A 23,883-nucleotide genomic window follows, 5' to 3' on the forward strand; every position below is an offset into this window, starting at 1 on the left:
TTAAAATTGAATGCGTAAGGATATAACGCCCAATTAAGCGGCTGCTAACGCCACGAAACTCCATCGGGCCACCATAAACACCGTCGCTGACCGGAACAAAAAAACCACAGGTTAGCAGTCCGACTTTAATTGATTGTTAGGCTTTGAATACATTAGGATAATTCAGCAATTCAATGGTTTCTTTACATGCTTTAATTATCTCATCTCTTCTTTTTTGCACTGACCAACCATTGATACACTCACAATACCACTCGTCTTCAAGTACAGTATACTCTCCAAGTGTTCCGGGATAACCAAGCTGAACATTTACAGCATAGATTTGAGAAACACCGGACTCAGGAGATAAAACACCATCAACTACATCCTGCGCTAATACCTTCGCATAACCCTCTAAAACATCATCATCACTAGGCCGCTTAATATCTAACTCGCTAAGAACTCTATTAAAATAGTCCTCAGCTTCAAACTCATTTACTGGGTTTAAAAGTGTCGCCAAAATAGCAAGATGTTCAGTTTCAATACCCTGTTCTAGTAAGTACATAGCCCAAGATATCTTATGCTCACTACCACCCGAGTTCATAGCTGCCAACCCAAGAGCCCTATACGTTTCGTGTTTTTGTTGTTTAGATAACATAATTACCCCTAGAGCCTAACGCCCTGTTAAGGTGTGAGCAACGCAATACCGAAGCCCCCGCATACCACCTTAAACACTAAACGTAACGCATAGCAAAAATGCCAAGCGTTGCGAATCACTCTTAAACAGATTGTTAGTTGGCGTACTGGTTGCGCATTACCTCGGACAACCTTAGCGCTATCTCTAGCTCGGTTTTCACCATCTCACGCTGGTCTTTCTCATAAAAGTTTATGTTACCAGATGAAAAACATAAAAACTGAATGGCTTTCAATATTGAAATACAAATATCCGGTAAACCAGATACCTCTAGCGACCACCCTTTCGGCATAAAATGTATGAATGCATTTCTTAGTTCAAGTAACTTATTGATATGAAAATCTCTATTGTCACAACGTGGCAAAGCTCGACTTTGTACATAAAAACCCATAATTTCAGTTGACTGGACTTTCTGATATAGATTTGGAAAAGAGTCCATCTTAACCTTTGGCCAAGCTTGATCTTTACGATGAGCTTCCAGACATTTATTTGCGAGCTTGTCAGGCATTACACGGAAGTCATTGCCATTACTTAACGCCATAACCATTGCGCCTTGCATTGAGTTATGCAGAGCGATTGTTAGCCACTTCCACTGGTCAATATCAGAGGAAACTGAGTCTAGGCACTTAGTTACCATTCTAAGTGAGGATATAAATTCTCCTACTTCATCTGTTCGATACCAATGTTCCATATTTCCCTCGCCAACTAACGCCGCGTTAAGGGGTGAACAACGCCACCACCGAACTTAACTTATTGTGCCGTAAACACTAAAACTGATTCAAACTAGAAATGCCAAGCGTTGAGAATCCACCTTAAACGCTTTGTTATGTGCGCACTAAAGACATCGGTACGAACCGAATTCCATTGACCTCAGATTCTTCACCTGTTGCCACAAAACCATTGCTATTATAGAAACCAACAGCATTTACCGATGACCGCAGACTAATTTCACTAGCGTCCGTGTAACTAAGCAAATAGATGAGTAAATCACGGCCTAAACCTGATCCCTGCTTTGAACTTGAAACAAACAAATGCGTCAGATAGTTCCCATCACGTAAAGCAGCAAAACCAAGTAGTTGCCCACCCGAAACAGCTTTAATGGATAAGAACTTGTCATCATCAAAGGTTGTAGCGAGGTCAGATAAAATTCTATCCTTATACTCTTGCTTTCCTTGGGCGTTGAATAACGGAAGCACATCCTTGTTTGAGACATCTGAGACAAGCTTTGTCACTGCATCTAAGTCCGATTTTACTGCCTTCTGAATTTCCATGTTTCCTCCAAGCACATAACGCCCAATTAAGGGGTGAGCCACGCTACCACAACACTCAATTTGGACGCCGTAAACGCTGAACTCAACCCAAACCAAAAATGCCAAGCGTGGGGAATCCCTCTTAAATTGTTTGTTATAAGCGTACTATTTTTGAGCACCAAATCTTATAATTTCAAAACGTTCTACTTCCGGAAGTGATAGCTGAGCTTTCATAGCGTTCAAAATATTAGTTTGATAATTTGCGTGTTCCTCAGCTTTCAGTTCATGCCCTCTTTTCACCAATGTATCGAAGTATTCCAAAGATACCTTAGAAGTATTTGCATCACCATGCAGTGACACTTTCAGAATGGCTTTTTGAAATGCTGGAAAAGAAGAATTTCCATTATTCATGGTGTCCTGCAAAGCTAACAATAGCTCTTCATAAACTAAGACCTGAATATCTCGTTGCTCTTTTTGCCTAGCGAAACTTCTTTCCGCTCGTTCTTTAAAGAAGCTGAAAACCTGAGGGATCAATGAACCCAGGAGCGCCGCACAAGCTGCAATACCTGCAACCAAGATTTTGTCATCCATTCTTAAATTCTCCTTGAAGCTTATAACGCTACCTATACAGCCAAAAGCCGTTTTTACACCTTATATTATGCCGTATTTCAACATTAGAAAATGTTGCATATATCGCTAACCTTCTGTGATATTCTGGAAAATGTGATGACATTGGTATTGGGCACTGTAATTATAACGTTCGTTGCTGCTTAATCGGGCTACAGATGGGTTTACATCCCATCTGTTCAGATACACTGGTAAAAAAGTGAGGCAAAAGCCATCACATTACGCCCGCTTTTGAATTCTTCCCAAATGAACCAAACTGGTCAGTTTGATTGCTGGTTTGATGATTAATTGGGCACTACCGACGATAAACAGCCAAGTCCCACTCTCAACTAAAGAGTTGTTCAAAAAGAAAAAGCTGCCAACCAAAAACCAGACAGCAATTAATAGGTCATTAAACGCACCTAACGCATCATACCTGCGTTGAATAACGATGTGTCGATTGCCGATGTCGATATCGAGCTCTCTCGGATTTTTGTTCGTCAAAAGGCCTCCGTCAGAACATTTAAGCCGGAACCGAACGCTTGGTCACCTTGAGCGAACCTGTTTTTCCAGCGATAGGTTAGTGGAGTTTTGTGATTCAAGACTGCACGACAAATTTTTTGCTCATGCCATGACACTTAGGTGCGACCAGCCGATAACCAAGTTTTTCATAAAACCCGGGCTCATCGGCTATTAGAGACACATAGGAACCTGGCAGAGTGTTCTTTGCTAGATAACGGTCTATATATTCCATCACTTGCCGCCCCAACCCCTTTCCTTGATAATCTGGATCCACTGCCACGTCGACGATCTCAAAATTACAAGCACCATCGCCAACAACTCTTCCCATCGCGATTAACTGACCGTCGTCTCGGATAGAGACCCCATACAACGAGTTGGGTAACCCGATTTCAGCCGCTTGGATCGACTTTTCAGACAATCCGGCTTTTATACGTAAGACACAGAATTCATCCGCCTTGGGAACTTGTTGCTGGATTTCTATTGTCATCTAACTTCTCCCATAACATGAACAATATTTCAATCTGTCTGAGCGACTTGTGTCCGGTTTCGCCCTTGGTGTTTTGCCTGGTACAACGCAATATCCGCTTGCTTGAGGCTTGCTTCCATTCTCACATCACCAGCTGGCCAGTAAGCTACACCAATCGATACGGTGATACGCCCGACCGTAGCGAAATCGTGATCTTCAATAGCACTGCGAATTCGCTCAGCAACCTCATACGCATTATTGATGTCTGTATTGGCCAAAAAAATAAGGAACTCTTCACCACCCGCTCGGCAAAGTATATCTTCCTGTCTGGCTTGTTTTTGCATTTGCTCAGCGATGGCAATGATCAGTTCGTCACCGACATCATGACCATACGAATCATTCACTCGCTTAAAGTAGTCAATATCCAGAGCCAGAACAGAAAACGGCACGTTTTTTACCGTTAGTGCATCGAGCGCCTTGAGCATTCCCCGGCGGTTCAACAGCCCGGTCATCGCATCACTATGACTGTCTGCATGCAGTTTATCCAGTTGATGAGACAACTTACCAAAGCCACGCAAGATAGCCGATTTGAGGTTCGCTACCTCAAAATACCAGGAATGGATTTGATTTATCTCTCTCATTGTATCTGAATGTTCGATTGCGGTGACGCGGCGCGCGAGGTGCCATAATGGACGAGATATGAATATCGCTGACACCCAAATCACAAGCAGTGTCAAAAGGCCAATAGGAATGGTCACCACAAAAACATCCTGCATTTGTTTATCGAGTTCGGCCATAACGGCGGCTTTGGGACGCTGCGCCACAATCCCCCAATGAGTTGTTTGCACCGGCGCAAAGCCCGTCAACATATCCACTCCTTTTGAGTTCACGATATCTCTTACCCCTAACTCTCCTTCACTAACAGAATCAATAGCCGCATTATTGGCAATGGATTCACCGATCCGAGATTTATCAGGATGAAAAATAAGCGTTTTATTGTGGTCAACCACATAGAGGTAAGAACGATCCTTGTAGCCATGTTTTTCAAGAATTCGATAAAGGATGTTGTCTCTTTCAAGATAAATCGTGCCGGACACGTAGCCCTGATAGACGCCTTGATCAGAAAATATCGGGTGAGAAATGCTGATCAGATAGTTCCCTGCGGGCGACACAAACGGCTCAGTGACCAATGGCTGCTTCGCATGAAGTGATTGCAACGAGTCCTTCGAGGTCAGTTGAACCCCTTTAACATCCAGTGTTTCTGGTGACACCGCGATGATCACCCCTTTTGCGTTAACCACTGCTACCGAGTTGAAGGTTCTGGTTTGCGTACGCAGCCTTTCCGCTTCCCGCATCAAGAACGACTCATCATGCATATGGGCCTTGAGAACATTGGCACTGTATTCCAGCTGAGATTGGGCAGACTCTATAAATACATCCGTCGTCGCTGCCGTTTTTTCCGCATAGACTCGGTTTGCTTCCATGGTCTTTTCCATCAACAAGCTCTTTTGTACTTTGTAAATGGAGTAAAAAGAATTTGTGAGCGTAACCAGAACACTGGCAATGGTCAGTAAGAGGATAAGACGACGGAGGTCAAGCCTAATGAAGGGGGAAGAAAACATATTGTATTGATAACACCCTGATTCACAATGCTTCGAAGTCTAAAGCAGACAGATGGCATAAGCAAACCAGTGCATTTTAGCCTTGACGTTCGTTCAAGTAAGGCTTGCATCAGAATGACGAATGGCATTCAGCCCGACACATGTGCCGGACTGAGCATGCACTTAAAACTTTAAGGAGTCACGATATTGAACCAGAAATCAAATCTATCGAGATAGCTGACCAACTCTTTGAGCTTACTTTCATCGCCGTCGATGGTCACATCCCCCGCTTTTAGCGCCTGATCCAACGTGATTTGCTGCAAGATAATCTTATTCAGAGTATCTCTGGATAACTTGACCGTCGCGTCCGCTTTGTCGGATGTGATACCCGCGGTATGATTGAGCACGCCGTTACCCAATTCCAGCAGATATTGTCCGGCGTCACCTCCAAAATCAAAGTTAAGCAATGCCGTCGCATCACCCGCTTTTGGTCCATTGAGTCTGACTGCCAAATAGTCGAAGAACATCTCTGGGGTCATGGCTCGCACCGTATCCGGGCTGGCGGTATCCGGTGTTGGTAATTGAGCTACGCCACTGCGTAACTCCTGTGCTCCCGTCAGATAGAAGTTGCGCCATGGCCCCGACTCAGCCTGATATCCCATCTGCTCTAAGGCGTCGGCTTCAAGGTTTTTCGCCGCCTGGTTATTCGGATCCGCGAACACCACATGTTTCACCACTTGCGCCACCCAACGGTATTCGCCTTTGTCATAATATTTGCGGGCTTTTTCCAGTACGGCATCTGCGCCCCCCATGAATTCGACATAACGCTTAGCCGACTCCACTGGCGTTAGCTCATGTAGCGTAGCGGGGTTGCCATCGAACCATCCCAGATAAAGCACGTAGGTTGCTTTAACGTTGTGACTAATCGAACCATAGTAGCCTCGGTTGGCCCAGACTTTCGCCAGTCCGTCAGGCAAGGTAAACTGCTCTGCGATTTCGTCGCGGGTGTAACCATGGTTTGCCAATCGCAGCGTCTCATCGTTGATATAGCGATAAATATCACGTTGTGACTTTAATAACTGCACCACATTGTCATTGCCCCATGTCGGCCAATGGTGCTGCGCGAACATGACTTCGGCCTTGTCGCCCCACATGTTGATCGCTTGATTGAGGTACTTTGACCAAGGAAGCGGTTCGCGTATCTTCGCGCCACGCAATGAATAGGTATTGTGTAACGTGTGAGTGGCATCTTCCGCAGCAGAAATGGCTTTTTTCTCTTCAATGAACCAAAGCATTTCCGCTGGAGCTTCAGAGCCCGGCGCCATCAGAAATTCGTACGTCAGACCGTCAATGGTGTGCTTCTCGCCAGTTTTCATGACAATCTCAGTCGGAGCGATCAACGTCACCGTGCCAGCTGATGTCGTGGTCCCCAGACCGGCGCCGACCTGACCTCTCGGGTCAGCGGGCAACAGGTTACCGTACATGTAACTGGCCCGACGACTCATCGCATTCCCAGCCATGACGTTCTCGGCCACCGCCGCTTCCAGAAAGCCATCTGGCGCATAGACTTTCACCTTACCAGCGTTTACGTCTTCCTGACTAACGATCCCTTTCACGCCGCCATAGTGATCAACGTGACTATGGGTATAGATCACCGCTTTAACGGGCTTTTTGCCACGGTTTTTATAATACAGATCGATGGCAACTTTGGCTGTTTCCGCCGAGATAAGCGGATCAACCACCGTGATACCTTCTTTACCTTCAATAATGGTCATATTGGACAGGTCTAGATTACGAACCTGATAAATGCCGTCTGTCACCTCAAACAAACCACTGATGTTGATCAACTGGGACTGACGCCACAAACTCGGGTTCACCGAATCAGGGGCTTTATCGCCTTCTTTAATGAACCCATATTGCTGCGGATTCCAAATCACGTTCCCCGATCCGCCTTTGATCTTGTCTTGGGGTAACGCTTCAATCAACCCTTTATGTGCGGCGTCAAAATCACTCGTGTTATCGAATGGCAATGCATTCATCAACTTACCATTTGAGGCTTTTGTCGCACTGGCGGCGTCATTGCGCATATCCTCACTGGCTGTTACCGGTAAAACCAGACTGCATCCCACCCAGGCGACCATCAGATGAGTCAGAACTTTATTCAATCTCATAAACCTTATCCTTGTTCACTCTCTTCATTCTTGAAAGGTCGAGAGATACAGAAGATTCGATAACAAACTCTAAAATCGAACAATTCTTCGCCTTTGCCTAAAAAGCGTAGACAAAGACCTCTGTTTTACAATACAGAGTTTTGGTGATTTTGTTGCAAACTGGGCAGAGATCTCAGTGTCGCGCACAGACTCGACCACCAACGTTTCGCATCAGTTTAAACAAAGCATTTCAGTCTCAAAATCTCAACTCAATTTCGCCCCTTTTGGCACTCTTGCTTCCGGACTCACCAACACCACGGCACCATCACTGCGATGAAAGCCGGTCACCAGGCACTCCGACATACATGGGCCAATCTGCTTCTTAGGGAAGTTAATCACTGCCACAACCTGTTTATCCAAAAGATCGTCTTTCTGGTAGAAATCGGTGATTTGCGCGCTCGATTTCTTCACGCCGATCTCATCTCCAAAATCGATTGTTAATTTGTAGGCCGGACGCCGTGCTTGTGGAAAATCGCTCACCTCAATGATGGTGCCGACTCTCAACTCAACTTGTTCAAACTCCTGCCAACTAATGGTTTTCATCGTTACCCTCCAACACAGTCTTATTTTCACTCCGCTCAAATTAGCAGAGTGCGCTCAACTTGTTTGTGCAGAGAAGACGCATTAAACGACCATACGGACTCTATTTTCGGCACCAGGTCGGCGGGTGCCCGGACACCTCCCGAAAACGCCGACTAAATGCGGAAACATCCTGATAGCCCACTTGTTCAGCAATCAGAGTAACCGGGAGATCGCTATACCTCAGCAGAGCTTCTGCCCGCTCCATTCGGGCGCGGATCAAATATTGCTGCGTGGTGCATTGCATCGCTTGATGAAACCGCTTTTTGAACTGAGTTGGACTCAGGCAAGCCACCGCAGCCAGCGAACACACAGTGTGCGAGGCACTTAAATCCGTGTGGATATGGGCGACCGCTTGTTCAATACGAGCGTCACAAAGACGATGTCCTGTTTGCTCGTGCAACAGCAGCCAGAGAAGTTCACGCACCGACTTATCCAATGCTGGATTCACCGCCTCAAGCAATTGCTGCTCAATAAAAGTTAAATAGGCGTTGAGCGTTTCAGAGATATACAACTTCACTTGGGTGTGATTCAACGCCTCTGGCAGGTTATCGAGATCAACCACGATAAACTTAGCTGCTTCTTGTGCACGAAATTCATGGCACGCTCCTGAGCGGATCACGATCAGCTCTCCGGCACTAACGCTACCAGCGTAACCATCCATGCGAATATCGATACTGCCAGCAAGCGGCAAAACTACTTGGTGGAACGGGTGGGAATGTCGACTCATTTTCAAAGTGTAAGAGCGGACACAAAGGTGACGTATCATAGTGTTAACCGTGCAAAACATCCGACAGAAGTTCTTTGATTTTAAGATGCCTTACGGCTATGGTTGGCGTCAAGAAGCAAAGCGAATGATATACAAGGAAAAATAATGCGCAAACTTTGTCTGGGCATCACTCTTTTACTGCTCATTACAGGGTGTTCGAATAAACAGGCCAGCACTGCGGGTATGCGAAGCACCAGCGTCAACAGTTATGCCCAGAACATGTCCAATATGGAACTGTGTGAAACGCTGTACTACGGCCGTGCCACCACACAAACCAAAGCAGCAATTGGGGTTGAATTCAACAAGCGCCGCCTGACCCGAAGATGGTGCGATAACGAAAACGAAAAATGGTACGCCGAAGAGTTTCTGGAATGGCTTACCAAGCGTGACGCTAAGTAGGCATTTGCCGCTAATCCACCAGCGGCAGATAACCGGAGCAATGTGCCTTCATCACTTCAATACCTTTGGCAAAACATTGTCGCCACGCCAGTTCAACTTCAGGCGTCCAGTTGCGATCACAAATGGTGACAGTCTGAAGCATGCACTCAAACCAGATATCCAAGTCTTCCGGTTTAACGCCATAACCGGTGGTACCATGACGTACACCAAAACGTTTGACCAACTCTTTTGCATCCGTGGATACACTGGCGAGCATTAAAATGTGCAGTGAAGCACGCAGCATCTGAATTTGGTGGTTCATATCCGTATCAGCGAACATCTCACGAAAGTGGTCACTGCTTTCCCAGAAGATCTGATAAAACAGAGTAAAGAACTCCGGGTTTTCGTTACACCTCAGATAACTGTCGTTAAAGACTTCGTGATGATCCATGTGCTGCTGTCTCAGTGTCACCTGACTAATTTCTTAGCATAACATCCAATTGATCGACTACCTCAGCCCAGTCCGCATCATCCTCCAACGCCTGTTTGAGAAACGATGCTTGTGCCGGCGTCCAAAAACTTGCTTCGTAAATCGGCGCACTGCCTAAATCATCACCGTGCTCGGTAACAAACGAACGAATCTCCTGCTCTGAACTGCCCAGTCCCAGCTGTTGAAAAAGGTCCGGTATTGAGTGCTGATGTAACTCCATAATTTCCCCTTGGCAAATGACAAGCTTGTTTCGCTAACTATAGTCCATAACGCATTTTTCGGCGTCTCGCACACCTTCTCGTGTGCAAAAATATTCGCAAAATCAACTGAGCAAAAAACCAACACCCCTTTCAGATAAATGTCAGGACTGCGCACAATCTCCCGCCAGATATTGACCAGAATCGCGTTCGGAGGTATCACTCACAGTTCACCGATCCGAAAGCGGAGCTTAGCTTGGACCAGATCAATGCCCTACTTATGACTATGAAACCCTTGCTGGAACAGTACGGATACCTGGCATTGGTGGTAAGCATTTTTCTCGAAGGGCTGGGCATTCCTATGCCCGGTCAATCACTAATGATTGCCGCCTCTCTGTTAGCCTCTGAACAGGTTATGAGCCTGACTCTGGTGGCGACGGTTTCCTGGCTAAGCTGCTTTCTAGGCAATACCTGTGGTTACCTGCTCGGCTACTATTTTGAGAATTGGCTGGATAAAAAAGGTTATGTGTCCGGACCTAAAATGCAAAAGCTGCAGTCCACGATTCAGACGTATGGCTCGGCCTGCTTAGTCATCAGCCGTTTTATCGAGGGAATGAAGCAGTTTATGCCACTCGCGTGCGGTATCGCGAAAATGCCACGCCGGGAATTTCTGTTTGGCAATGCACTGGCCAGCACTGTCTGGGTGGCAGTGTTTAGCTTGCTGACACACTTTGCGTTTGAGCATCTGAGTGAACTCAGTACGCTCTACACCCATTACCGGTTTATCGTGTGGGCATTGGCGGCGCTGTTGTTCGGAGCATTGATCATGTGGATCCTAAAACGGCGAAAAGCCAAACGCCAAATGTGATTAGCCACTGCGCGCAATCTGCTCGCGCAACGTCAGCAAAGCCGCCTCCAATTGTGACCGGCTTGGCGGCCCGGTCAAGGAGATCCTCACCGCTGCCGGCACCTGATACCGCCCGACCGCAAACATCTCCGCTTCACGCACATGAATGCCTTTCTCACGCAACGTGCGGGCAAACTGATAACCGGTCAGTGGCTCGGGTAAGGGTAACCACACATTAAACCCTGGCACCTGCTGCGGAGCGTGCGGAAAAACGCGGCGCCAAATACGCTGCCGGGCACTGACTTCCATGGCGATTTCCTGATCAACCTTGTCCATCGCACCATTGGTCAGCCAGCGGCACACCAAATCCACCATTAACGGGCTGACGTGCATGCAACTGGCACGCAGTGCCCGCTGCAAAGAGTCCTTCATCGACAGCGGTAAAATCAGATACCCGACCCTCAGGCCACCAGCAAAGTATTTGGAAAAACTTCCGACAAACAAGGTGATGTCCGGTGCTATCGCCACCAAAGGCGTCTTTCTGTGACTGGGTGGGCAGTACAAAACGTCATCTTCAACAATCAACACCTGATACCGACGACAAATCTCAATGATCCTCAGCCTGCGGCTATCTGAAATCTGCGCGCCTGTAGGGTTTTGAATCGCCGGAGTCAGATAAAGCAATTTGGGCCGATGGCGCTTACAATGCAGCTCTAAATCCTCCGGGTCGATCCCCTGCTGATCAAGACGAACGGGCACCAGTTTGCGTTCTGACTGCTGACAGGCATGAATGAACTCGGCATAGCACAACCCTTCGGTCAGAATCGTCTCTTTGGGCCGGGTCAATCCTTGAATCAGCACCGATAGGCCGTGCTGACCTCCGTATGTCCAAACCAGACGGCGCCGGTCAATCTCACTACGAAAACGCGTCATCAACCAGGCTTGCAATGTCTGATTATGCCCCTGAATCCCGTCAGCAGAGTGATAATCCAGAACGGCACGCTGTGCAATCGGCTCTTGAGCCAATGCCTGTAGCCCCTCAGCCAGATACTCATGCTGACGCAATAACAGCGGCCGGCACAAAGCCAAATCCACCCCAGACTTTTCAGTCACCGGGTGATAAAACATCTGCTGCGCTTCTTGCTTGTCCTTGACGTACGTACCGCTTCCTACTTTCGGCTCAGTCAGCCCGCGCTGCTCTAATTCCTGATACGCCCGGGTCACTGTCCCCACTGTGACACCAAGCCGATAAGATAAAATCCGTTGGGGAGGCAACTTGGTACCCGGCATTAACTCACCGCTTTCAATCGCTTCAGAAAAGGCATCGGCCAACGCCTGAAATTTGGTGCCCGTACGACCGGAAATATCAGGAACAAACATTGTCACTCTCCATAGGGGGACATTTAGTCAACAATTCTAGGATAATCAAGGCTGATCCACATGCAAACAAAAGAATTGTCATGGTGACGCATTAACAATTGGGGAACGGCTCCACCCTCTTTTACTCTGGCGGTGATGAATCAGTGAGGATCACCGTATGAATGCACTTTGGGAACTTTTGCCCCCCATGACTTTGTTTGCTTTTGTCACTACCATTTCCCCCGGGCCGAACAACTTCCTGCTCGCCAGTTCAGGAGCACATTTTGGTATCCGGCAGTCCTGGCGACATCTACTCGGTATACGAATCGGCGTTATCGGCCTGCTTCTGCTATGTGCTGGCGGCGTCGGGTTACTGCTGCAACAATCTCCCGGGCTGTATCTGATGTTGAAATATATCGGGCTGAGTTACATGTTGTGGTTGGTATTAAAGCTGTTGACCTCGAATCCGTTCGCCACTCGTACTCAGAGAGGCCGCCCTATGTCAGTACTTGAAGCGACGCTGTTTCAACTTGGCAACATCAAAGCCTGGATGGCGTCTCTGGCGCTGATCTCCAGTTACAGCCTGGCGTCACATTACTGGTTATCAATACTGCTGATCACGGTTGTGTTTACCATTTCTGGTTTGTGTGCCAACACTTTCTGGACCTGGCTCGGCCAAAAGATCAGCACTTATCTCAATACTGTCACCCGGCAAAAAACCTTCAATATCGCCCTCGCCACGCTGATCTTTCTGTCGGTATTACCGACCATTACGGTGGATATGTGAAGTTTTATTATCAAAAAACCAACCCAACAAGAACAACAATTAACATATGAAATATAAAAATAACATTTCGTTTTTCGCCATCGATCCGGATTGTTTATGCGCCTATATTGAAAGCATAACTAAGCAGGAGATAAGCATGAAAGTCGTTATTGAGTTCTTAACATCAGGTCGGTTTCGCGATAATTTTTGGGAAGGGGAATTCTACGTGGTTCGGGGTGAGCACCGGGCGGTGACCCCCTCTTTAGCTGCGCAACTCATCAAAAACCGGGCCGCGTCTTTCTGCTATATGGAAGATGATAAAGCGCTGTTTACTAACAAATCTGGCCAGGCGGTGTTCAAGTCGTAAACCGAAACGCATGTCGTGAGACACTAAAGTTAAGCCTTGGACGGCTTAGTTTTAATGTTTACCGAAACGCCTGTTATTGGGTTTTGAGCATGTGTCTAACTTCACTGATGCTCACATCAAAAAAGAGGCCTGCTGGCCTCTTTATCATGCGTTACGCTTAAAGCGAGAAATCGCCAGAGCGCTCTGGCTGATAAGATATCTCAACGATCTCGATGGTCTGAGTATTGCCTCCTGGCAATGGCCATTTAAGTTTTTGGCCAACAGACAACCCCAGCAGAGCACTACCTACCGGCGCAAAAACAGAAACATCCTGCTCGCTTTTTACTTCATTCGGATACACCAGTGTTTTTTCCATAGTCTTGCCGCTCTCGAGCAACTTGAACGTCACGGTCGAATTCATCGTGACCACGTCACCTGGCATTTCGTTCGGCGCGACAATGGTCGCACGATCCAACTCCATTTCCAGCTGTTCAAGTTGTTTGTCCAGTACAGGCAAAGTATCCAGTAACTCTGAGATACGATCCATGTCTAATGTCGAGACGATAATTGGCTCAACGTTTTCCACGTGCATAACTCCTTACTCTCTCCGTCGCGGGAGGAGCGATAGATAAACGAAAGACATGCAAAATGCATATCCGACCCATTGTATATTAAGCGGTAAAATAAGAAAGCGTCGTTTCAGCGAACTGTGAAGAGCCCATGACCCAGACGGGTCCGAGCCCAATCCAGGTAAATGAGAAAAAACAGGAGTGGTGTGCAAGCTCATGCTCCGCGCATGCCCCCGGGGTAAAAGGGCAGCAGCGGGAGCTGAAGCGGGGCTTCCTCACCAGCTTAACGCTATGATTCAACATACAAGCATGTATGAATGAACACAATACTAAGCTTGAGATTGTACCTTGTCTGACGTTGCGGAATTCTTGGTTTGGGTTGTGCCCACATACATCGGTACAAACATCTTGGCGAGTACACACCTCCTAAGCCATTCAACGTTGTTATTGAATATTTCTGAACGTTTGAGCCCTCGGGCTGGTCGCCAACCAACCGTGACTAAGAGAGCTCTCGCTCTGGTGCCACTTATAGAGAAGCCCAGAGTATGAGCTCTACTCTATAAGGGAAAGTAAATTTCCAAAAGTGAAAAAAAACGAAAGTTTGATTCGCGAATTGGAAAACAAGTGCGCAAGCTCAGCAAAAGCGTTGCTGTATCTCTTCGCCGCTCATCGGCTTGTAAAAGAGGTAACCCTGTATTTCATCAATTTTCCACACTTTCAGTTTGCGGTGCTGAGAAGCTGTCTCCACACCTTCCGCGACGATACCCAGCCCCAATTCCTTCGCCATCGCGGCGACATTTCTTACCAGTACCTTCGCCTTCTCATTGTGTTCCAACTGCATGATGTAAGAGCGATCGAGTTTTACGATGTCGAGCGGATAGCTGCACAATGTTCCCAGTGAGGCGAACCCGGTACCAAAGTCATCCAGAGCAAGTGCGACGCCAAGCTCTCGAATGGTCTTCATGCGCTCAATCACTTCCTCTTCAGCACCGACCAACATGCTTTCGGTGATCTCAACCACTAAATTCCCCTCGCCCAGACCACTGCTTTTTAGCGTGTCTTCCAAAAAGCCAACCAGTGTCGTGTGATAAAAATGCGGCGCCGACAGATTCACATGCAGTGAATATGGCGACTTACCGCTAGCCAAACGCGTCTGATTGATGGCAGCAATAAAACGGCAACTCTGTTGCAGGATTTGCTCACCCAGTTCGACGATCAGGTTCTGCTGCTCAGCAATCGGGATAAACACGGCTGGAGAGACAAACCCCAGTTCCTCATGTTGCCAGCGGGCCAGCGCTTCAAACCCCATGACTTCGCCGCTTTGGCAGTCGACAATCGGCTGATAGAAAGGAAACAGTTTCTTTTCTCGGATGGCCGCCGCTATATCTCGGTTCCACACCAGCGCATCTTTGGCTTCTTTGATCAGCATGTGGTCGACATCAATGATGCAGCGATCTTCAACCGATTTGAACTGCACAGCATGTCTGGCAACCTGAGAAATATCGGTAATACTGCCCAGCTCGGTCAGATCATCAAACAGCACCATGTGCACGTTAATCTCCAGCTCCAGCCCGGCCACCAGCATTGTCACATCAGACTGACGACAAAGATGATCGCCGGCCGATGTCAGCACGTCCACCGCATTCGGAGCATTACTAAAGGCGATGAATTCATGGTCACTGATTCGCCCTAATACACAGTCACTTAACATGGACTGTAACTTGCTGGAAAACAGGCTAATCACCTGATCGTACACTTCGATGCCGTGGATTTCGACAATGTCTCTCAAGCGGCCGACACAGATATACATCAGCACGGGTGACGCAATCGCTCCACCCATCGCTTCACTGAATTTACTGACGATCGCCGGCCGATTGAGCAGCCCTGAAATCGGGTCTCGTTCAGTCAGCTGAGCAATCAAAGCTTCCTGATGCTTTTGTTCGCTGAGATCTTTCACCATCATCATGATCGCGTGCTGACCCTGCATGTTCAGTGGCGCCACCTCAATGCTCACCGGGATCAGCTCTCCTGACTTGGTGCGCATCTGCGCGTCCTGTTCCAGCTTGCCTTGCTCAATAGCACGGTACAGATCATCAACACCGCAGTGCTGTTCCTCGGCGCATAACTTAGTCAGCGGGTGAGAAATGAGCTCCTTTTTCTGATAACCGAGCATGTTCTCAAGGGCGTGGTTAGAATCAACGATGATCCGATCGACGACCAGCACCACGCCCACATTGCTGCTTCGGTACAACACATCAAATTTTTGCAGCGTTTCTGTTAACTTTTCCTCAGCTGCCGACGAGGAATCGGCCAGAATCTCGATCAGATTAGCGACACGTTCGAACTCATCACTGGCTTTGCCAATTGGTAATTCGCGGTCATTAATGATATTGGCGATGCCCTCTTCAAGATGAAGGAAGCGTTTGCCGATCTTGGCACGAAAAACCAACAATGTCAGAGCCGCAATCAAGCCGGCAGCCAGTGTCATGATTGCGATCAGGTACAAAAACAGCTGCTCGCTGTTGTGGGTAAACAGCCGGGATTCGCTGGTTTGCAGATAGCCAATCCGCTCGCCGGTCATGTCATTCAAAGGCGAATAAGTGGTGATGCTCTCACGCTCTTCTTCCAGCCACAACAAAGCGCTGCCACTGCCGATACTCGCCACTTTTTGTTCTGGTTTGTTCGCCACAATCTCGTTCTGAGCAGAGAGGATTTTCTGGTAATCCGCCGGAAAACGATAGCTCAGATGCTGGCCCCACAGCAGCCAACCAGCCACTTCCGACGTGCCTTCGCTGTTGCGGATGGGTGTCAGGCTGATCACCCATATTTGCTCACCAGTCTTTACCAAACCAGAAATGCTGCCTTTCTCATCATCGAGCACTTCCGACATTTGCTGAATGTGCTCCTGAATGCCCGAGGCCGCCAGAATGCTATCTAACTCGGTTTGAAAATGTTGCTGCGGCATATTACGAAACGTCGACGCAACCACCTGATAATCGGTGGTCAGATAGATCATCATGTCGAGACCAAGCGTATCGAGTGTGCCTTCATACAAATTGCGTTCTTCGAATTGTGAATCCCCCTGCTTGAGCAACAGGTAGGATTCGTCCCAGTATGCCCAGTCGTAAGAATGTTCTTCCTGAGACGCTACGATCGACTCAATGACCGCCTGAGCCTGGCTGCTCAGACGTTCGATCTGCATTTCCTCGACTTTGTGTATGTTGACCAAAAAGAAATAGCGGGTAATCAGCAAGCAACTGATGATCACACCCAAAATGCTGGTGGCAAATAAAATGACCGTTTTTGTTCTTAAAGTAGTTTTAGGCAAGAGAGAAACCTTAAAGCGACATCACTGCAATTATTGTTATCGACCAGTTGTATAAATAATTTATATTTTTATTACTCGCTTTGACTTACGTCCTGATTCTGTATTGTTTGACTTTTCTATAGCTTAGTTTTCAACCAGACCTTTTTCTAATGCATATTTTGCCAGTTCTGCCGTGGAGTGCAGATCCAGCTTGTGCTTGATGTTCTGTCGGTGTGTTTCCACCGTTCGGTAGCTGATGCTCAGCAGGGCGGCAATCTTTTTGCTGCTGTGTCCTTCTGCCACCAACTTCAGTACCGCTTCTTCGCGGCGACTGAGTGGATTTGGTCGCTGGATTGCCGGTGTCACTTCCTGAGTAAACAGGGTCTGGGTGACAGACTCACAGAAATACGTCGAGCCTTGGTTCACCGTTTTGATTGCCTGAACCATTTTTTCGGCGGAGATTTCCTTCAACATGTAGCCCACCGCCCCCGCCTGCATCACTTTCATGATGTATTCTCGGTTGTCATGCATTGTCAGCATCAGGACTTTGGAGTGAGGTCGCTCTTCACGGATCAGCCGTGTCGCATCAATCCCATTCATGACTGGCATGCTCACGTCCATTAACACCACATCAGGCGCTAAACGGCGCACCACTTCGACCGCTTCCAGACCATTGCTGGCGGTACCAACAACGCGAATGTCCGGCTCAAGCTCCAACCGGGCAATAAAGCCATCCAACACCACCTGATGATCATCCACGATAACCACGTTAATCGGGTTTTGCATACACCAATCCATCCAAATTAAGTAATACGGTCATTTCGGTACCAAAGCCGGGCTCGCTGATAATGTCGAATTCACCACCGATGAATTCAACCCGCTCACGCATGTTACGCAGACCTATTCCACGCCGGGCAAGCACATCGTTAGGGTTAAAGCCGACACCATCATCCCTCACCATTAATTGAAGCAGGCTTCCCAGTTGCTGCAAGATAACGCTGACTTTCGTGGCTGAAGAGTGTTTTTCAACGTTATTCAGGGATTCTTGCACCACACGATAGAGCGTTGTTGCAACTTCAGATTTCAAACGCTGATCCTGAGTTTCGAAATGAATGTCTATCTCTATTCCCGAGTGGCTTTTGAAGTCCTGCAATAATGTTGTCAGGGCAGCCTCCAGCCCGATATCATCCAATGCACTGGGTCGAAGTTGATGGGAGATATGTCGCACTTCATTGATCGCTGTCATCAGTGATTGCTGTGATTTATCCAGATGCTGACGCAAATCCGTGTCGGGCAGCTTTTGCCCCAGCAACTCCAGATGACACTTGCTGGACACCAACAACTGATTGATGCCATCGTGCAATTCTCTGGCGAGATGCTTCTTCTCATCTTCCTGAAACATCACTGTCTTATGAGCCAGTTCTTTAAGGTTCTTGTCCGCGAGTCGGTGTTCATGAAGATTGATGGCCAGCGTCAACACCACAATCACCGCCACCGTGATCAACAAAATCACCATTACGGAGAAAAAGGTCGTTTCGATGTTACGATTAATCGCAGCCTGCATATTCTCGACTTCGTGACTGACATCCTCGATGTAAAGCCCGGTACCGATCATCCATTCCCATTTTTCCAGCCAAGCCGCGTAACTGAGCTTAGGCACAATATCGCCGCTCGATGGCTTTTGCCAGAGATACTGATGAAAGCCCCCACCTGCCTGAGCCTGAAACAACAAGGCTTCTATTAGAAAATCGCCATTGTTGTCCTGTAAATCAATGAGATTTTTACCCACCAGCTCTGGCAGTATCGGGTGAACCAGGTTGGTGCCGGTTTTGTCATAGGCAAAAAAATAGCCATCAGATCCATACCTGAGTTTGGTCAGAAGGGACTTAACCTGAGATTGAGCATCGGACTTTGGCAGGTTCGGATCATTATAGATATGAGAGATGGCGTCAAAGGCGAGATCTACGCTGTCTTTCAACGCCCTTTCGCGCGACTTGATCAGGTTTTCACGAAAGATTTCAACTTCTCGCTCACCCAACATTTTCGCCTGATAGATGGAGATCCAACTGATGCTGACTGACACCAGCAGTAGCGGCAGCAGGGTCAGTAAAATCAATTTGGCTTTCAGAGGCATTCCTTTCCCTCACAAAAAACTGCTCACCGTTCAGGGAGCAGTTTTACTTTAGCAACTCGGCTCACGCACGTGAAACCTTGTTGTTACAAAAGTGTGAAATACAGACTGAATCTACCCCATTCCGTAAAATTGAGGAAAGGCCAGCAATGAAGCGAGCACCAGAATTTGGATCAGGATAAACGGCATAACCCCGCGGTAAATGTCCTGAGTCGTCACCCCTTTTGGTGCAACCCCTTTGAGGTAAAACAGACTAAAGCCAAACGGCGGCGTTAAAAACGACGTTTGCAAGTTCATGGCAATCAGAATCGCAAACCAGGTCATATTGATGCCCAGCAGCTCCGCAACCGGCGATAGGATGGGCACGATAATGAAACAGATTTCCACAAAGTCGATAAAAAATCCGAGCACCAGAATCACCAACATGGTGATGATCAGAAAGCCCCACTTTTCTCCCGGAATGTTTAACATCCACTCCTCTACAAGGTAATCCCCGCCCGTGTAAGTAAAGGCCATAGAGAAAGCGGTTGCCCCGAGCAGAATCGCAAACACCATTGCTGTGACTTTGACGGTTTCTTTCGCAGAGTCGTACACCATTTTCCAACTGAACTGTTTGTAAAGTAACGCCAACACAATTGCGCCCGCCCCGCCCAGCGCAGCTGATTCGGTTGGCGTGGCGACACCAGCAAAAATGGATCCAAGTACCACGATAATCAACGCCAGTGGAGGCACGACCGCTTTCAGGGCTTTCGTCACTTCTTCCCTGCGGCTGATGGATTCATCGCGCTCCAACGCACGTGCCGCATCGGGTTTTAATTTGGCATAAACCAGAATGTACAACACATAAGCACCAACCAAGACCAATCCGGGCCAGATGGCCGCCTGAAACAAATCCCCGACAGGTACGCCAAGCACATCCCCAAGCAAAATCAGAACAATAGAAGGAGGAATGATTTGCCCCAACGTACCGGACGCGCAAATGGTGCCACAGGCTAATCCTTTGTCGTAATGATACTTAAGCATCACCGGTAATGAGATCAGCCCCATCGCGACGACAGATGCCCCCACGACGCCCGTTGAAGCCGCCAGCAATGCGCCGACCAACACGGTCGAAATCGCGATACCACCGCGCACACCACCAAACAATCGCCCCATTGACTCAAGCAGTTGCTCCGCCAGTTTGGTTTTTTGCAGCACTAAGCCCATGAAGACAAACAATGGGACCGCCATTAACACGGTATTTTCCATAATGGACTGAATACGATATGGCATGAAGGCAAACATATCCATACCTTCAGCCCATACGCCAAATATCAGCGCGATGCCGCCAAAGGTAAACGCCACCGGGAACCCCAACAACAGCGCAAACAGGGCGACGAAAAACATGACAATTCCTATCATCTCGAAGTTCCTTTTTAATGTTTGTCGGTCGGAGTTTGATAAATCAGACGCGGATTGACGATCTTATTGAGAGAATGCAGCACCAAACCGATACCACTGACCGCCATAAACAAGAAGGACAACGGAATCATCCCTTTGATAATCCAGCGATACGGCAAACCTCCCGGATCACCGGACGTCTCGCCCAGTTCATAGCTCTCTTTCGCAAAATCAACCCCATACCACGCCACCAGCAGGCAGAATGGAAAGAGAAAAAACACAGTGCCCAATATGTCGATAATGGCTTGCGCTTTGTTTGACAGGCGTTCATAGAAAATATCAACCCGCACATGCCCACCCGCCTTAATGGCGTACGGCACGCCCAATAGGAACACCGCCGAAAACAAGTGCCATTCCATTTCCTGAAACGCGATGGACACATCATTGAAGACGTAGCGCATGACCACGTCGTACACCACGTTGACCAGCAGGATGATAAACAGAATACTGGAGACCCAGCCGAGAAAATCCCCAAACCGGTTAAAGATTCTTTCGATATAGATTAGATTTCTCATTCCCTACTCCATGGAATGTTGAAATGCCCGCGCAGCACATCCAAAGGACACTGTGCGGTTAAGAAAGAGAGAATTGGCGGACATGTCGCCCGCCAACTCTGTTTACTGCCCGACTGCGGCCTGGCTGTTCAGATACGCACGATGCGAGATATCAGACCAAGGACGCACCATGTCCAGATAGTCGGCCTGAGATTGTTGGATCTCTTTTGCCATTGGATCCTCGTCCGCGTGTTTTTTCAACAAGCGGGCATTGGCATCACGCAAGGCAGCCATGACTTCTGGCGGGAAATCTTTCACCTGTACGTCAGGGTATTCAGTTTTGATTGTCGCCCAGTTTTTACCGCTTTCGTGCTTCGACTGAGTGAAAAAATGCAAAATCGCGCGCAGATCGTCTGGCAGTCGGTCCCAGGTACGCTTGTTGACTAAGAATTGCAACTCAGTGCCTGGCTCATGCCAACCGGTGTAGTAATACGGCGCTATCTTGTGGAACCCCATACGCAGATCCAGCGAGGGGCCAACCCATTCCAGAGCATCAATGGTGCGACGCTCTAACGAGGTATAAAGCTCACCCGGTGCAATGTTGGTTGGCTTTGCGCCAAGTTCTGCAAGCACCTCTCCAGCAAACCCTGGAATACGCATCTTCAGGCCTTGTAAATCATCGACGGTTTTGATCTCTTTCTGGAACCAGCCCCCCATCTGAGTATCCGTGTTACCCCCAGGGAACGACAGCATGTTATGAGGTGCATATACCTTCTCCATCAACTCCATGCCACCGCCATAGTAGAACCAGGCGTATTGCTCCGTCGGCAACATACCGAACGGCATGGACGTGAAATAAAGCGTGTTGGGCACTTTCCCTTTCCAGTAATACGATGCCGAGTGGCCCATGTCATATTGTCCGGACTTAACCATATCAAACACACCAAAAGGCGCTTTGTGCTTATTGGCAGAATCGATGCGAATTTGCAGACGTCCGTTGGACATTTCTTCCGCCATCTTCGCCATATTTTGGGTGGTATCACCAAAGATCGGGAAGTTTGGTCCCCATGTTTCTGCCAGCTTCAGGCGATACACTTTTTCAGCAGCATTGGCAGAAGTTGCCAACAGCGCGCAGGTCAGTGTAGCAGCCGTCATTTTTACGACTCGCTTCAGCGATTGTTGAATCACACTCATGTTCACGTCCTTTCGTGCTTATTGTTCCATTCGAGCATTACATTTTAAAAATCTATGAATACTTCGACATTTATTAGATTCACAACAAAGATGCGTGATAAAAGCAAAATGAGAAATGCGCATGAACACGCATTTAAGTAGGCATGCGAGAAAACCATTAGACTATTAGCTTACGTAGATATACGTAAGCCATTTGATATACATATAGTATCTACTTGTTTTAATTTAATTAAATATAAATTGAAATAGGGATATAGCGGAGTAATACGTAGTGCAAACTGATGAGTAGTTTATTAATGATTTTTTAAGAAAGTGTGAAGTTGGGTAGCGACAATGTCTAACATACATTCAACTTGAACAAACCAACATGCTGACATCAAGTCACAGAAGCCACCTGATATCAGCACGTAAATGTCATAAAATCACATAAAAATATTTAAATCAAACAGATATATGATCAACAGACTCAGCAAAATCTTCTTCATCTTTATCTCTTAAGAATGTAGCAATTTCTTTCAGGGGTAACTCATAACCTTTTTGAATTAAAGATCGAATAGCCTCCACATGTTCTTCATTTATATCATGTTCAAAAATTATAAATTCCCAAGGAAAGTCGGATATAGTACTTTGCGACGGAGTACCATCCAACCAAGAAATAAAAACAATGGGTTGCTCTGAAAAAACAAGACTCAGTAAAGAGCCATATTCGGAAAGCTCACTTTCATCTGAAAATTTTTGATTGATATCCAAGCCTTTATCTACAATCTTTTTAAATGCAGCTTTACCCAACTCTTCTTCATAGTGCTCGTTGTATACAAGCCATGCCGCCGCCTCAGATAAAGCAGAAGAATCAAAATCAAAATTACCCACCAAATAATCAAAGATCTTATATTCCTCTTTATAGCCAGAAAAAGCACTAATCAAGAATTTATTTTGATCTATTTTACCGCCGACATCCAAAATCCCCTTTATAAAATTAAAATGAGCATCAAAACACAAGTAATGAATTTCATTTGGATCAGATATCAATAAAGTTCCATCAGAATCTTGCTCTGCAATCAGCTTAAACAATGGATTTTCAGATTGTAAAGGATTAAATGAGCTTATTTTATTGTATGCAAGTCTATATAAGTCATAATCAGAAATAATTTTTTGACTTCTAAGAGATCGTAAACTCGCTATATTATCTTTATCATTCCATATTTTCCTAATATAATGATCTTTGTTTTTTAAAAACAAAGAATTTATATCATCGGTAGCTTTACCATGCACTAAAGAATCAATATCTTCGTAAGTTAATAGACTCATATTAAACCCTATATTCAATATCCACTATATCAGAACTATCTATTATTCTTGAAACAATATCTTCATAAATATATAAAGACTCATCGTTATAGAATAATAATGGCAATTTATTTTTACTGCTCACATCAATCAAATCAAATTTTTCAGCATGCGTACAAAGAAAAGATAAATAAGATTTATCACCAAATGAATTAATATAAGCCGCATCAACTAAAAAATCACTAAATTCTCCAAAAACACTTTTAGACAAATCCGACCTTATAAAGATTCTCGGTATAACAAGAGTTAAGTCTATAACTAAGTCCGGTTCCACACCAATTAACTTGTGACCTAGTTTTTCAGGCACTGGAAATTTAGAAAAAGTATCTTTATTGAGTACATAGT

General features: G+C 46.8%; 26 protein-coding genes. 4 read left to right on the forward strand and 22 right to left on the reverse strand.

Annotation, left to right across the window (positions count from 1 at the left end; translation table 11 throughout):
- Positions 1–136 precede the first annotated feature (136 nt).
- The 10 genes from CAG64_RS03760 to CAG64_RS03810 all read right to left on the reverse strand — a co-directional run bounded on the left by CAG64_RS03760 (position 137) and on the right by CAG64_RS03810 (position 8,634).
- Entirely contained in the window at positions 137–634 is a 498-nt protein-coding gene (locus CAG64_RS03760) for a hypothetical protein (protein WP_161489062.1), read from the reverse strand.
- Between the two features lie 133 nt (positions 635–767).
- Positions 768–1,361, reverse strand: a complete 594-nt coding sequence (locus tag CAG64_RS03770; RefSeq protein WP_154216541.1) for a hypothetical protein — start codon at positions 1,359–1,361, stop codon at positions 768–770.
- A gap of 133 nt (positions 1,362–1,494) precedes the next feature.
- On the reverse strand, positions 1,495–1,941 hold the full coding sequence (locus tag CAG64_RS03775) for a GNAT family N-acetyltransferase (protein WP_161489061.1): 447 nt from the start codon (positions 1,939–1,941) through the stop codon (positions 1,495–1,497).
- Between the two features lie 144 nt (positions 1,942–2,085).
- Positions 2,086–2,511, reverse strand: a complete 426-nt coding sequence (locus CAG64_RS03780; RefSeq protein ID WP_161489060.1) for a hypothetical protein — start codon at positions 2,509–2,511, stop codon at positions 2,086–2,088.
- A 255-nt stretch (positions 2,512–2,766) separates the two neighbouring features.
- The gene (locus CAG64_RS03785; protein ID WP_161489059.1) at positions 2,767–3,030 is read right to left on the reverse strand and encodes a YrhK family protein; all 264 of its coding nucleotides are present in this window, start codon (positions 3,028–3,030) and stop codon (positions 2,767–2,769) included.
- Between the two features lie 94 nt (positions 3,031–3,124).
- On the reverse strand, positions 3,125–3,535 hold the full coding sequence (locus CAG64_RS03790; RefSeq protein WP_161489058.1) for a GNAT family N-acetyltransferase: 411 nt from the start codon (positions 3,533–3,535) through the stop codon (positions 3,125–3,127).
- A gap of 29 nt (positions 3,536–3,564) precedes the next feature.
- On the reverse strand, positions 3,565–5,136 hold the full coding sequence (locus CAG64_RS03795; RefSeq protein WP_161489057.1) for a sensor domain-containing diguanylate cyclase: 1,572 nt from the start codon (positions 5,134–5,136) through the stop codon (positions 3,565–3,567).
- Positions 5,137–5,306: 170 nt separating this feature from the next.
- Positions 5,307–7,286, reverse strand: a complete 1,980-nt coding sequence (locus CAG64_RS03800) for an alkyl/aryl-sulfatase (protein ID WP_161489056.1) — start codon at positions 7,284–7,286, stop codon at positions 5,307–5,309.
- Between the two features lie 243 nt (positions 7,287–7,529).
- On the reverse strand, positions 7,530–7,868 hold the full coding sequence (locus CAG64_RS03805) for a tRNA-binding protein (RefSeq protein ID WP_161489055.1): 339 nt from the start codon (positions 7,866–7,868) through the stop codon (positions 7,530–7,532).
- A gap of 100 nt (positions 7,869–7,968) precedes the next feature.
- Positions 7,969–8,634: an AraC family transcriptional regulator gene (locus CAG64_RS03810; RefSeq protein WP_161489054.1), complete on the reverse strand. Its 666-nt coding sequence runs from the start codon at positions 8,632–8,634 to the stop codon at positions 7,969–7,971.
- Positions 8,635–8,778: 144 nt separating this feature from the next.
- Between CAG64_RS03810 and CAG64_RS03815 the strand changes: the two genes are divergently transcribed.
- Positions 8,779–9,072, forward strand: a complete 294-nt coding sequence (locus CAG64_RS03815; RefSeq protein WP_021707064.1) for a hypothetical protein — start codon at positions 8,779–8,781, stop codon at positions 9,070–9,072.
- 10 nt (positions 9,073–9,082) lie between these two features.
- Here the strand turns inward: CAG64_RS03815 and CAG64_RS03820 are convergent, their stop codons facing one another.
- Both CAG64_RS03820 and CAG64_RS03825 read right to left on the reverse strand, forming a co-directional pair.
- Positions 9,083–9,502 (reverse strand): globin domain-containing protein, encoded by a 420-nt coding sequence (locus CAG64_RS03820; RefSeq protein WP_161489053.1) that lies wholly within the window; start codon positions 9,500–9,502, stop codon positions 9,083–9,085.
- Positions 9,503–9,527: 25 nt separating this feature from the next.
- Entirely contained in the window at positions 9,528–9,761 is a 234-nt protein-coding gene (locus CAG64_RS03825; protein WP_021707066.1) for a DUF2789 domain-containing protein, read from the reverse strand.
- Between the two features lie 257 nt (positions 9,762–10,018).
- Here CAG64_RS03825 and CAG64_RS03830 point away from each other — a divergent pair, with 257 nt between their 5' ends.
- The gene (locus tag CAG64_RS03830) at positions 10,019–10,606 is read left to right on the forward strand and encodes a DedA family protein (RefSeq protein WP_161489052.1); all 588 of its coding nucleotides are present in this window, start codon (positions 10,019–10,021) and stop codon (positions 10,604–10,606) included.
- Here the strand turns inward: CAG64_RS03830 and CAG64_RS03835 are convergent, their stop codons facing one another.
- Positions 10,607–11,965: an aminotransferase-like domain-containing protein gene (locus CAG64_RS03835; RefSeq protein ID WP_161453307.1), complete on the reverse strand. Its 1,359-nt coding sequence runs from the start codon at positions 11,963–11,965 to the stop codon at positions 10,607–10,609.
- Positions 11,966–12,122: 157 nt separating this feature from the next.
- On the opposite strand from CAG64_RS03835, the gene CAG64_RS03840 reads away from it, so the two are divergent.
- Positions 12,123–12,731, forward strand: a complete 609-nt coding sequence (locus tag CAG64_RS03840) for a LysE family translocator (RefSeq protein ID WP_161453308.1) — start codon at positions 12,123–12,125, stop codon at positions 12,729–12,731.
- A 136-nt stretch (positions 12,732–12,867) separates the two neighbouring features.
- On the forward strand, positions 12,868–13,077 hold the full coding sequence (locus CAG64_RS03845) for a hypothetical protein (RefSeq protein WP_161453309.1): 210 nt from the start codon (positions 12,868–12,870) through the stop codon (positions 13,075–13,077).
- A 157-nt stretch (positions 13,078–13,234) separates the two neighbouring features.
- On the opposite strand, the gene rnk is transcribed toward CAG64_RS03845, so the two are convergent.
- The 9 genes from rnk to CAG64_RS03890 all read right to left on the reverse strand — a co-directional run.
- On the reverse strand, positions 13,235–13,648 hold the full coding sequence (gene rnk / locus CAG64_RS03850) for a nucleoside diphosphate kinase regulator (RefSeq protein ID WP_021707071.1): 414 nt from the start codon (positions 13,646–13,648) through the stop codon (positions 13,235–13,237).
- 611 nt (positions 13,649–14,259) lie between these two features.
- Positions 14,260–16,953: a bifunctional diguanylate cyclase/phosphodiesterase gene (locus tag CAG64_RS03855; protein WP_161489051.1), complete on the reverse strand. Its 2,694-nt coding sequence runs from the start codon at positions 16,951–16,953 to the stop codon at positions 14,260–14,262.
- Positions 16,954–17,076: 123 nt separating this feature from the next.
- The gene (locus tag CAG64_RS03860; protein WP_161488917.1) at positions 17,077–17,718 is read right to left on the reverse strand and encodes a response regulator; all 642 of its coding nucleotides are present in this window, start codon (positions 17,716–17,718) and stop codon (positions 17,077–17,079) included.
- Positions 17,702–19,066, reverse strand: coding sequence for a cache domain-containing protein (locus CAG64_RS03865; protein ID WP_161488918.1), 1,365 nt, complete (start codon positions 19,064–19,066; stop codon positions 17,702–17,704). The genes CAG64_RS03860 and CAG64_RS03865 overlap by 17 nt, the downstream gene beginning before the upstream one ends.
- A 111-nt stretch (positions 19,067–19,177) precedes the next feature.
- Positions 19,178–20,464 carry a TRAP transporter large permease gene (locus CAG64_RS03870; RefSeq protein WP_161453313.1) on the reverse strand — a complete coding sequence of 429 codons (1,287 nt, stop codon included), beginning with the start codon at positions 20,462–20,464 and terminating at the stop codon, positions 19,178–19,180.
- Between the two features lie 14 nt (positions 20,465–20,478).
- The gene (locus CAG64_RS03875; RefSeq protein WP_161453314.1) at positions 20,479–21,018 is read right to left on the reverse strand and encodes a TRAP transporter small permease subunit; all 540 of its coding nucleotides are present in this window, start codon (positions 21,016–21,018) and stop codon (positions 20,479–20,481) included.
- Between the two features lie 102 nt (positions 21,019–21,120).
- Complete coding sequence (locus tag CAG64_RS03880) at positions 21,121–22,191, reverse strand: TRAP transporter substrate-binding protein (RefSeq protein WP_161489271.1); 1,071 nt, start codon at positions 22,189–22,191, stop codon at positions 21,121–21,123.
- Between the two features lie 441 nt (positions 22,192–22,632).
- Positions 22,633–23,499, reverse strand: a complete 867-nt coding sequence (locus CAG64_RS03885; protein ID WP_161489272.1) for a hypothetical protein — start codon at positions 23,497–23,499, stop codon at positions 22,633–22,635.
- 1 nt (position 23,500) lies between these two features.
- The coding region (locus CAG64_RS03890; protein WP_161489273.1) for a hypothetical protein at positions 23,501–23,883 on the reverse strand (383 nt) is incomplete at its 5' end.

It is taken from the genome of Vibrio sp. V38_P2S17PM301, from assembly GCF_009904845.1.
Classification (GTDB): domain Bacteria; phylum Pseudomonadota; class Gammaproteobacteria; order Enterobacterales; family Vibrionaceae; genus Vibrio; species Vibrio proteolyticus.

What these genes read in the sequence shown, in the direction of transcription:
- CAG64_RS03760 (WP_161489062.1), bottom strand. Translation starts at nt 634, where the DNA reads ATGTTATCTAAACAACAAAAACACGAAACGTATAGGGCTCTTGGGTTG.
- CAG64_RS03770 (WP_154216541.1), bottom strand. Translation starts at nt 1,361, where the DNA reads ATGGAACATTGGTATCGAACAGATGAAGTAGGAGAATTTATATCCTCA.
- CAG64_RS03775 (WP_161489061.1), bottom strand. Translation starts at nt 1,941, where the DNA reads ATGGAAATTCAGAAGGCAGTAAAATCGGACTTAGATGCAGTGACAAAG.
- CAG64_RS03780 (WP_161489060.1), bottom strand. Translation starts at nt 2,511, where the DNA reads ATGGATGACAAAATCTTGGTTGCAGGTATTGCAGCTTGTGCGGCGCTC.
- CAG64_RS03790 (WP_161489058.1), bottom strand. Translation starts at nt 3,535, where the DNA reads ATGACAATAGAAATCCAGCAACAAGTTCCCAAGGCGGATGAATTCTGT.
- CAG64_RS03795 (WP_161489057.1), bottom strand. Translation starts at nt 5,136, where the DNA reads ATGTTTTCTTCCCCCTTCATTAGGCTTGACCTCCGTCGTCTTATCCTC.
- CAG64_RS03800 (WP_161489056.1), bottom strand. Translation starts at nt 7,286, where the DNA reads ATGAGATTGAATAAAGTTCTGACTCATCTGATGGTCGCCTGGGTGGGA.
- CAG64_RS03805 (WP_161489055.1), bottom strand. Translation starts at nt 7,868, where the DNA reads ATGAAAACCATTAGTTGGCAGGAGTTTGAACAAGTTGAGTTGAGAGTC.
- CAG64_RS03810 (WP_161489054.1), bottom strand. Translation starts at nt 8,634, where the DNA reads ATGAGTCGACATTCCCACCCGTTCCACCAAGTAGTTTTGCCGCTTGCT.
- CAG64_RS03815 (WP_021707064.1), top strand. Translation starts at nt 8,779, where the DNA reads ATGCGCAAACTTTGTCTGGGCATCACTCTTTTACTGCTCATTACAGGG.
- CAG64_RS03820 (WP_161489053.1), bottom strand. Translation starts at nt 9,502, where the DNA reads ATGGATCATCACGAAGTCTTTAACGACAGTTATCTGAGGTGTAACGAA.
- CAG64_RS03825 (WP_021707066.1), bottom strand. Translation starts at nt 9,761, where the DNA reads ATGGAGTTACATCAGCACTCAATACCGGACCTTTTTCAACAGCTGGGA.
- CAG64_RS03830 (WP_161489052.1), top strand. Translation starts at nt 10,019, where the DNA reads ATGACTATGAAACCCTTGCTGGAACAGTACGGATACCTGGCATTGGTG.
- CAG64_RS03835 (WP_161453307.1), bottom strand. Translation starts at nt 11,965, where the DNA reads ATGTTTGTTCCTGATATTTCCGGTCGTACGGGCACCAAATTTCAGGCG.
- CAG64_RS03840 (WP_161453308.1), top strand. Translation starts at nt 12,123, where the DNA reads ATGAATGCACTTTGGGAACTTTTGCCCCCCATGACTTTGTTTGCTTTT.
- CAG64_RS03845 (WP_161453309.1), top strand. Translation starts at nt 12,868, where the DNA reads ATGAAAGTCGTTATTGAGTTCTTAACATCAGGTCGGTTTCGCGATAAT.
- rnk (WP_021707071.1), bottom strand. Translation starts at nt 13,648, where the DNA reads ATGCACGTGGAAAACGTTGAGCCAATTATCGTCTCGACATTAGACATG.
- CAG64_RS03860 (WP_161488917.1), bottom strand. Translation starts at nt 17,718, where the DNA reads ATGCAAAACCCGATTAACGTGGTTATCGTGGATGATCATCAGGTGGTG.
- CAG64_RS03865 (WP_161488918.1), bottom strand. Translation starts at nt 19,066, where the DNA reads ATGCCTCTGAAAGCCAAATTGATTTTACTGACCCTGCTGCCGCTACTG.
- CAG64_RS03870 (WP_161453313.1), bottom strand. Translation starts at nt 20,464, where the DNA reads ATGATAGGAATTGTCATGTTTTTCGTCGCCCTGTTTGCGCTGTTGTTG.
- CAG64_RS03875 (WP_161453314.1), bottom strand. Translation starts at nt 21,018, where the DNA reads ATGAGAAATCTAATCTATATCGAAAGAATCTTTAACCGGTTTGGGGAT.
- CAG64_RS03880 (WP_161489271.1), bottom strand. Translation starts at nt 22,191, where the DNA reads ATGAGTGTGATTCAACAATCGCTGAAGCGAGTCGTAAAAATGACGGCT.
- CAG64_RS03885 (WP_161489272.1), bottom strand. Translation starts at nt 23,499, where the DNA reads ATGAGTCTATTAACTTACGAAGATATTGATTCTTTAGTGCATGGTAAA.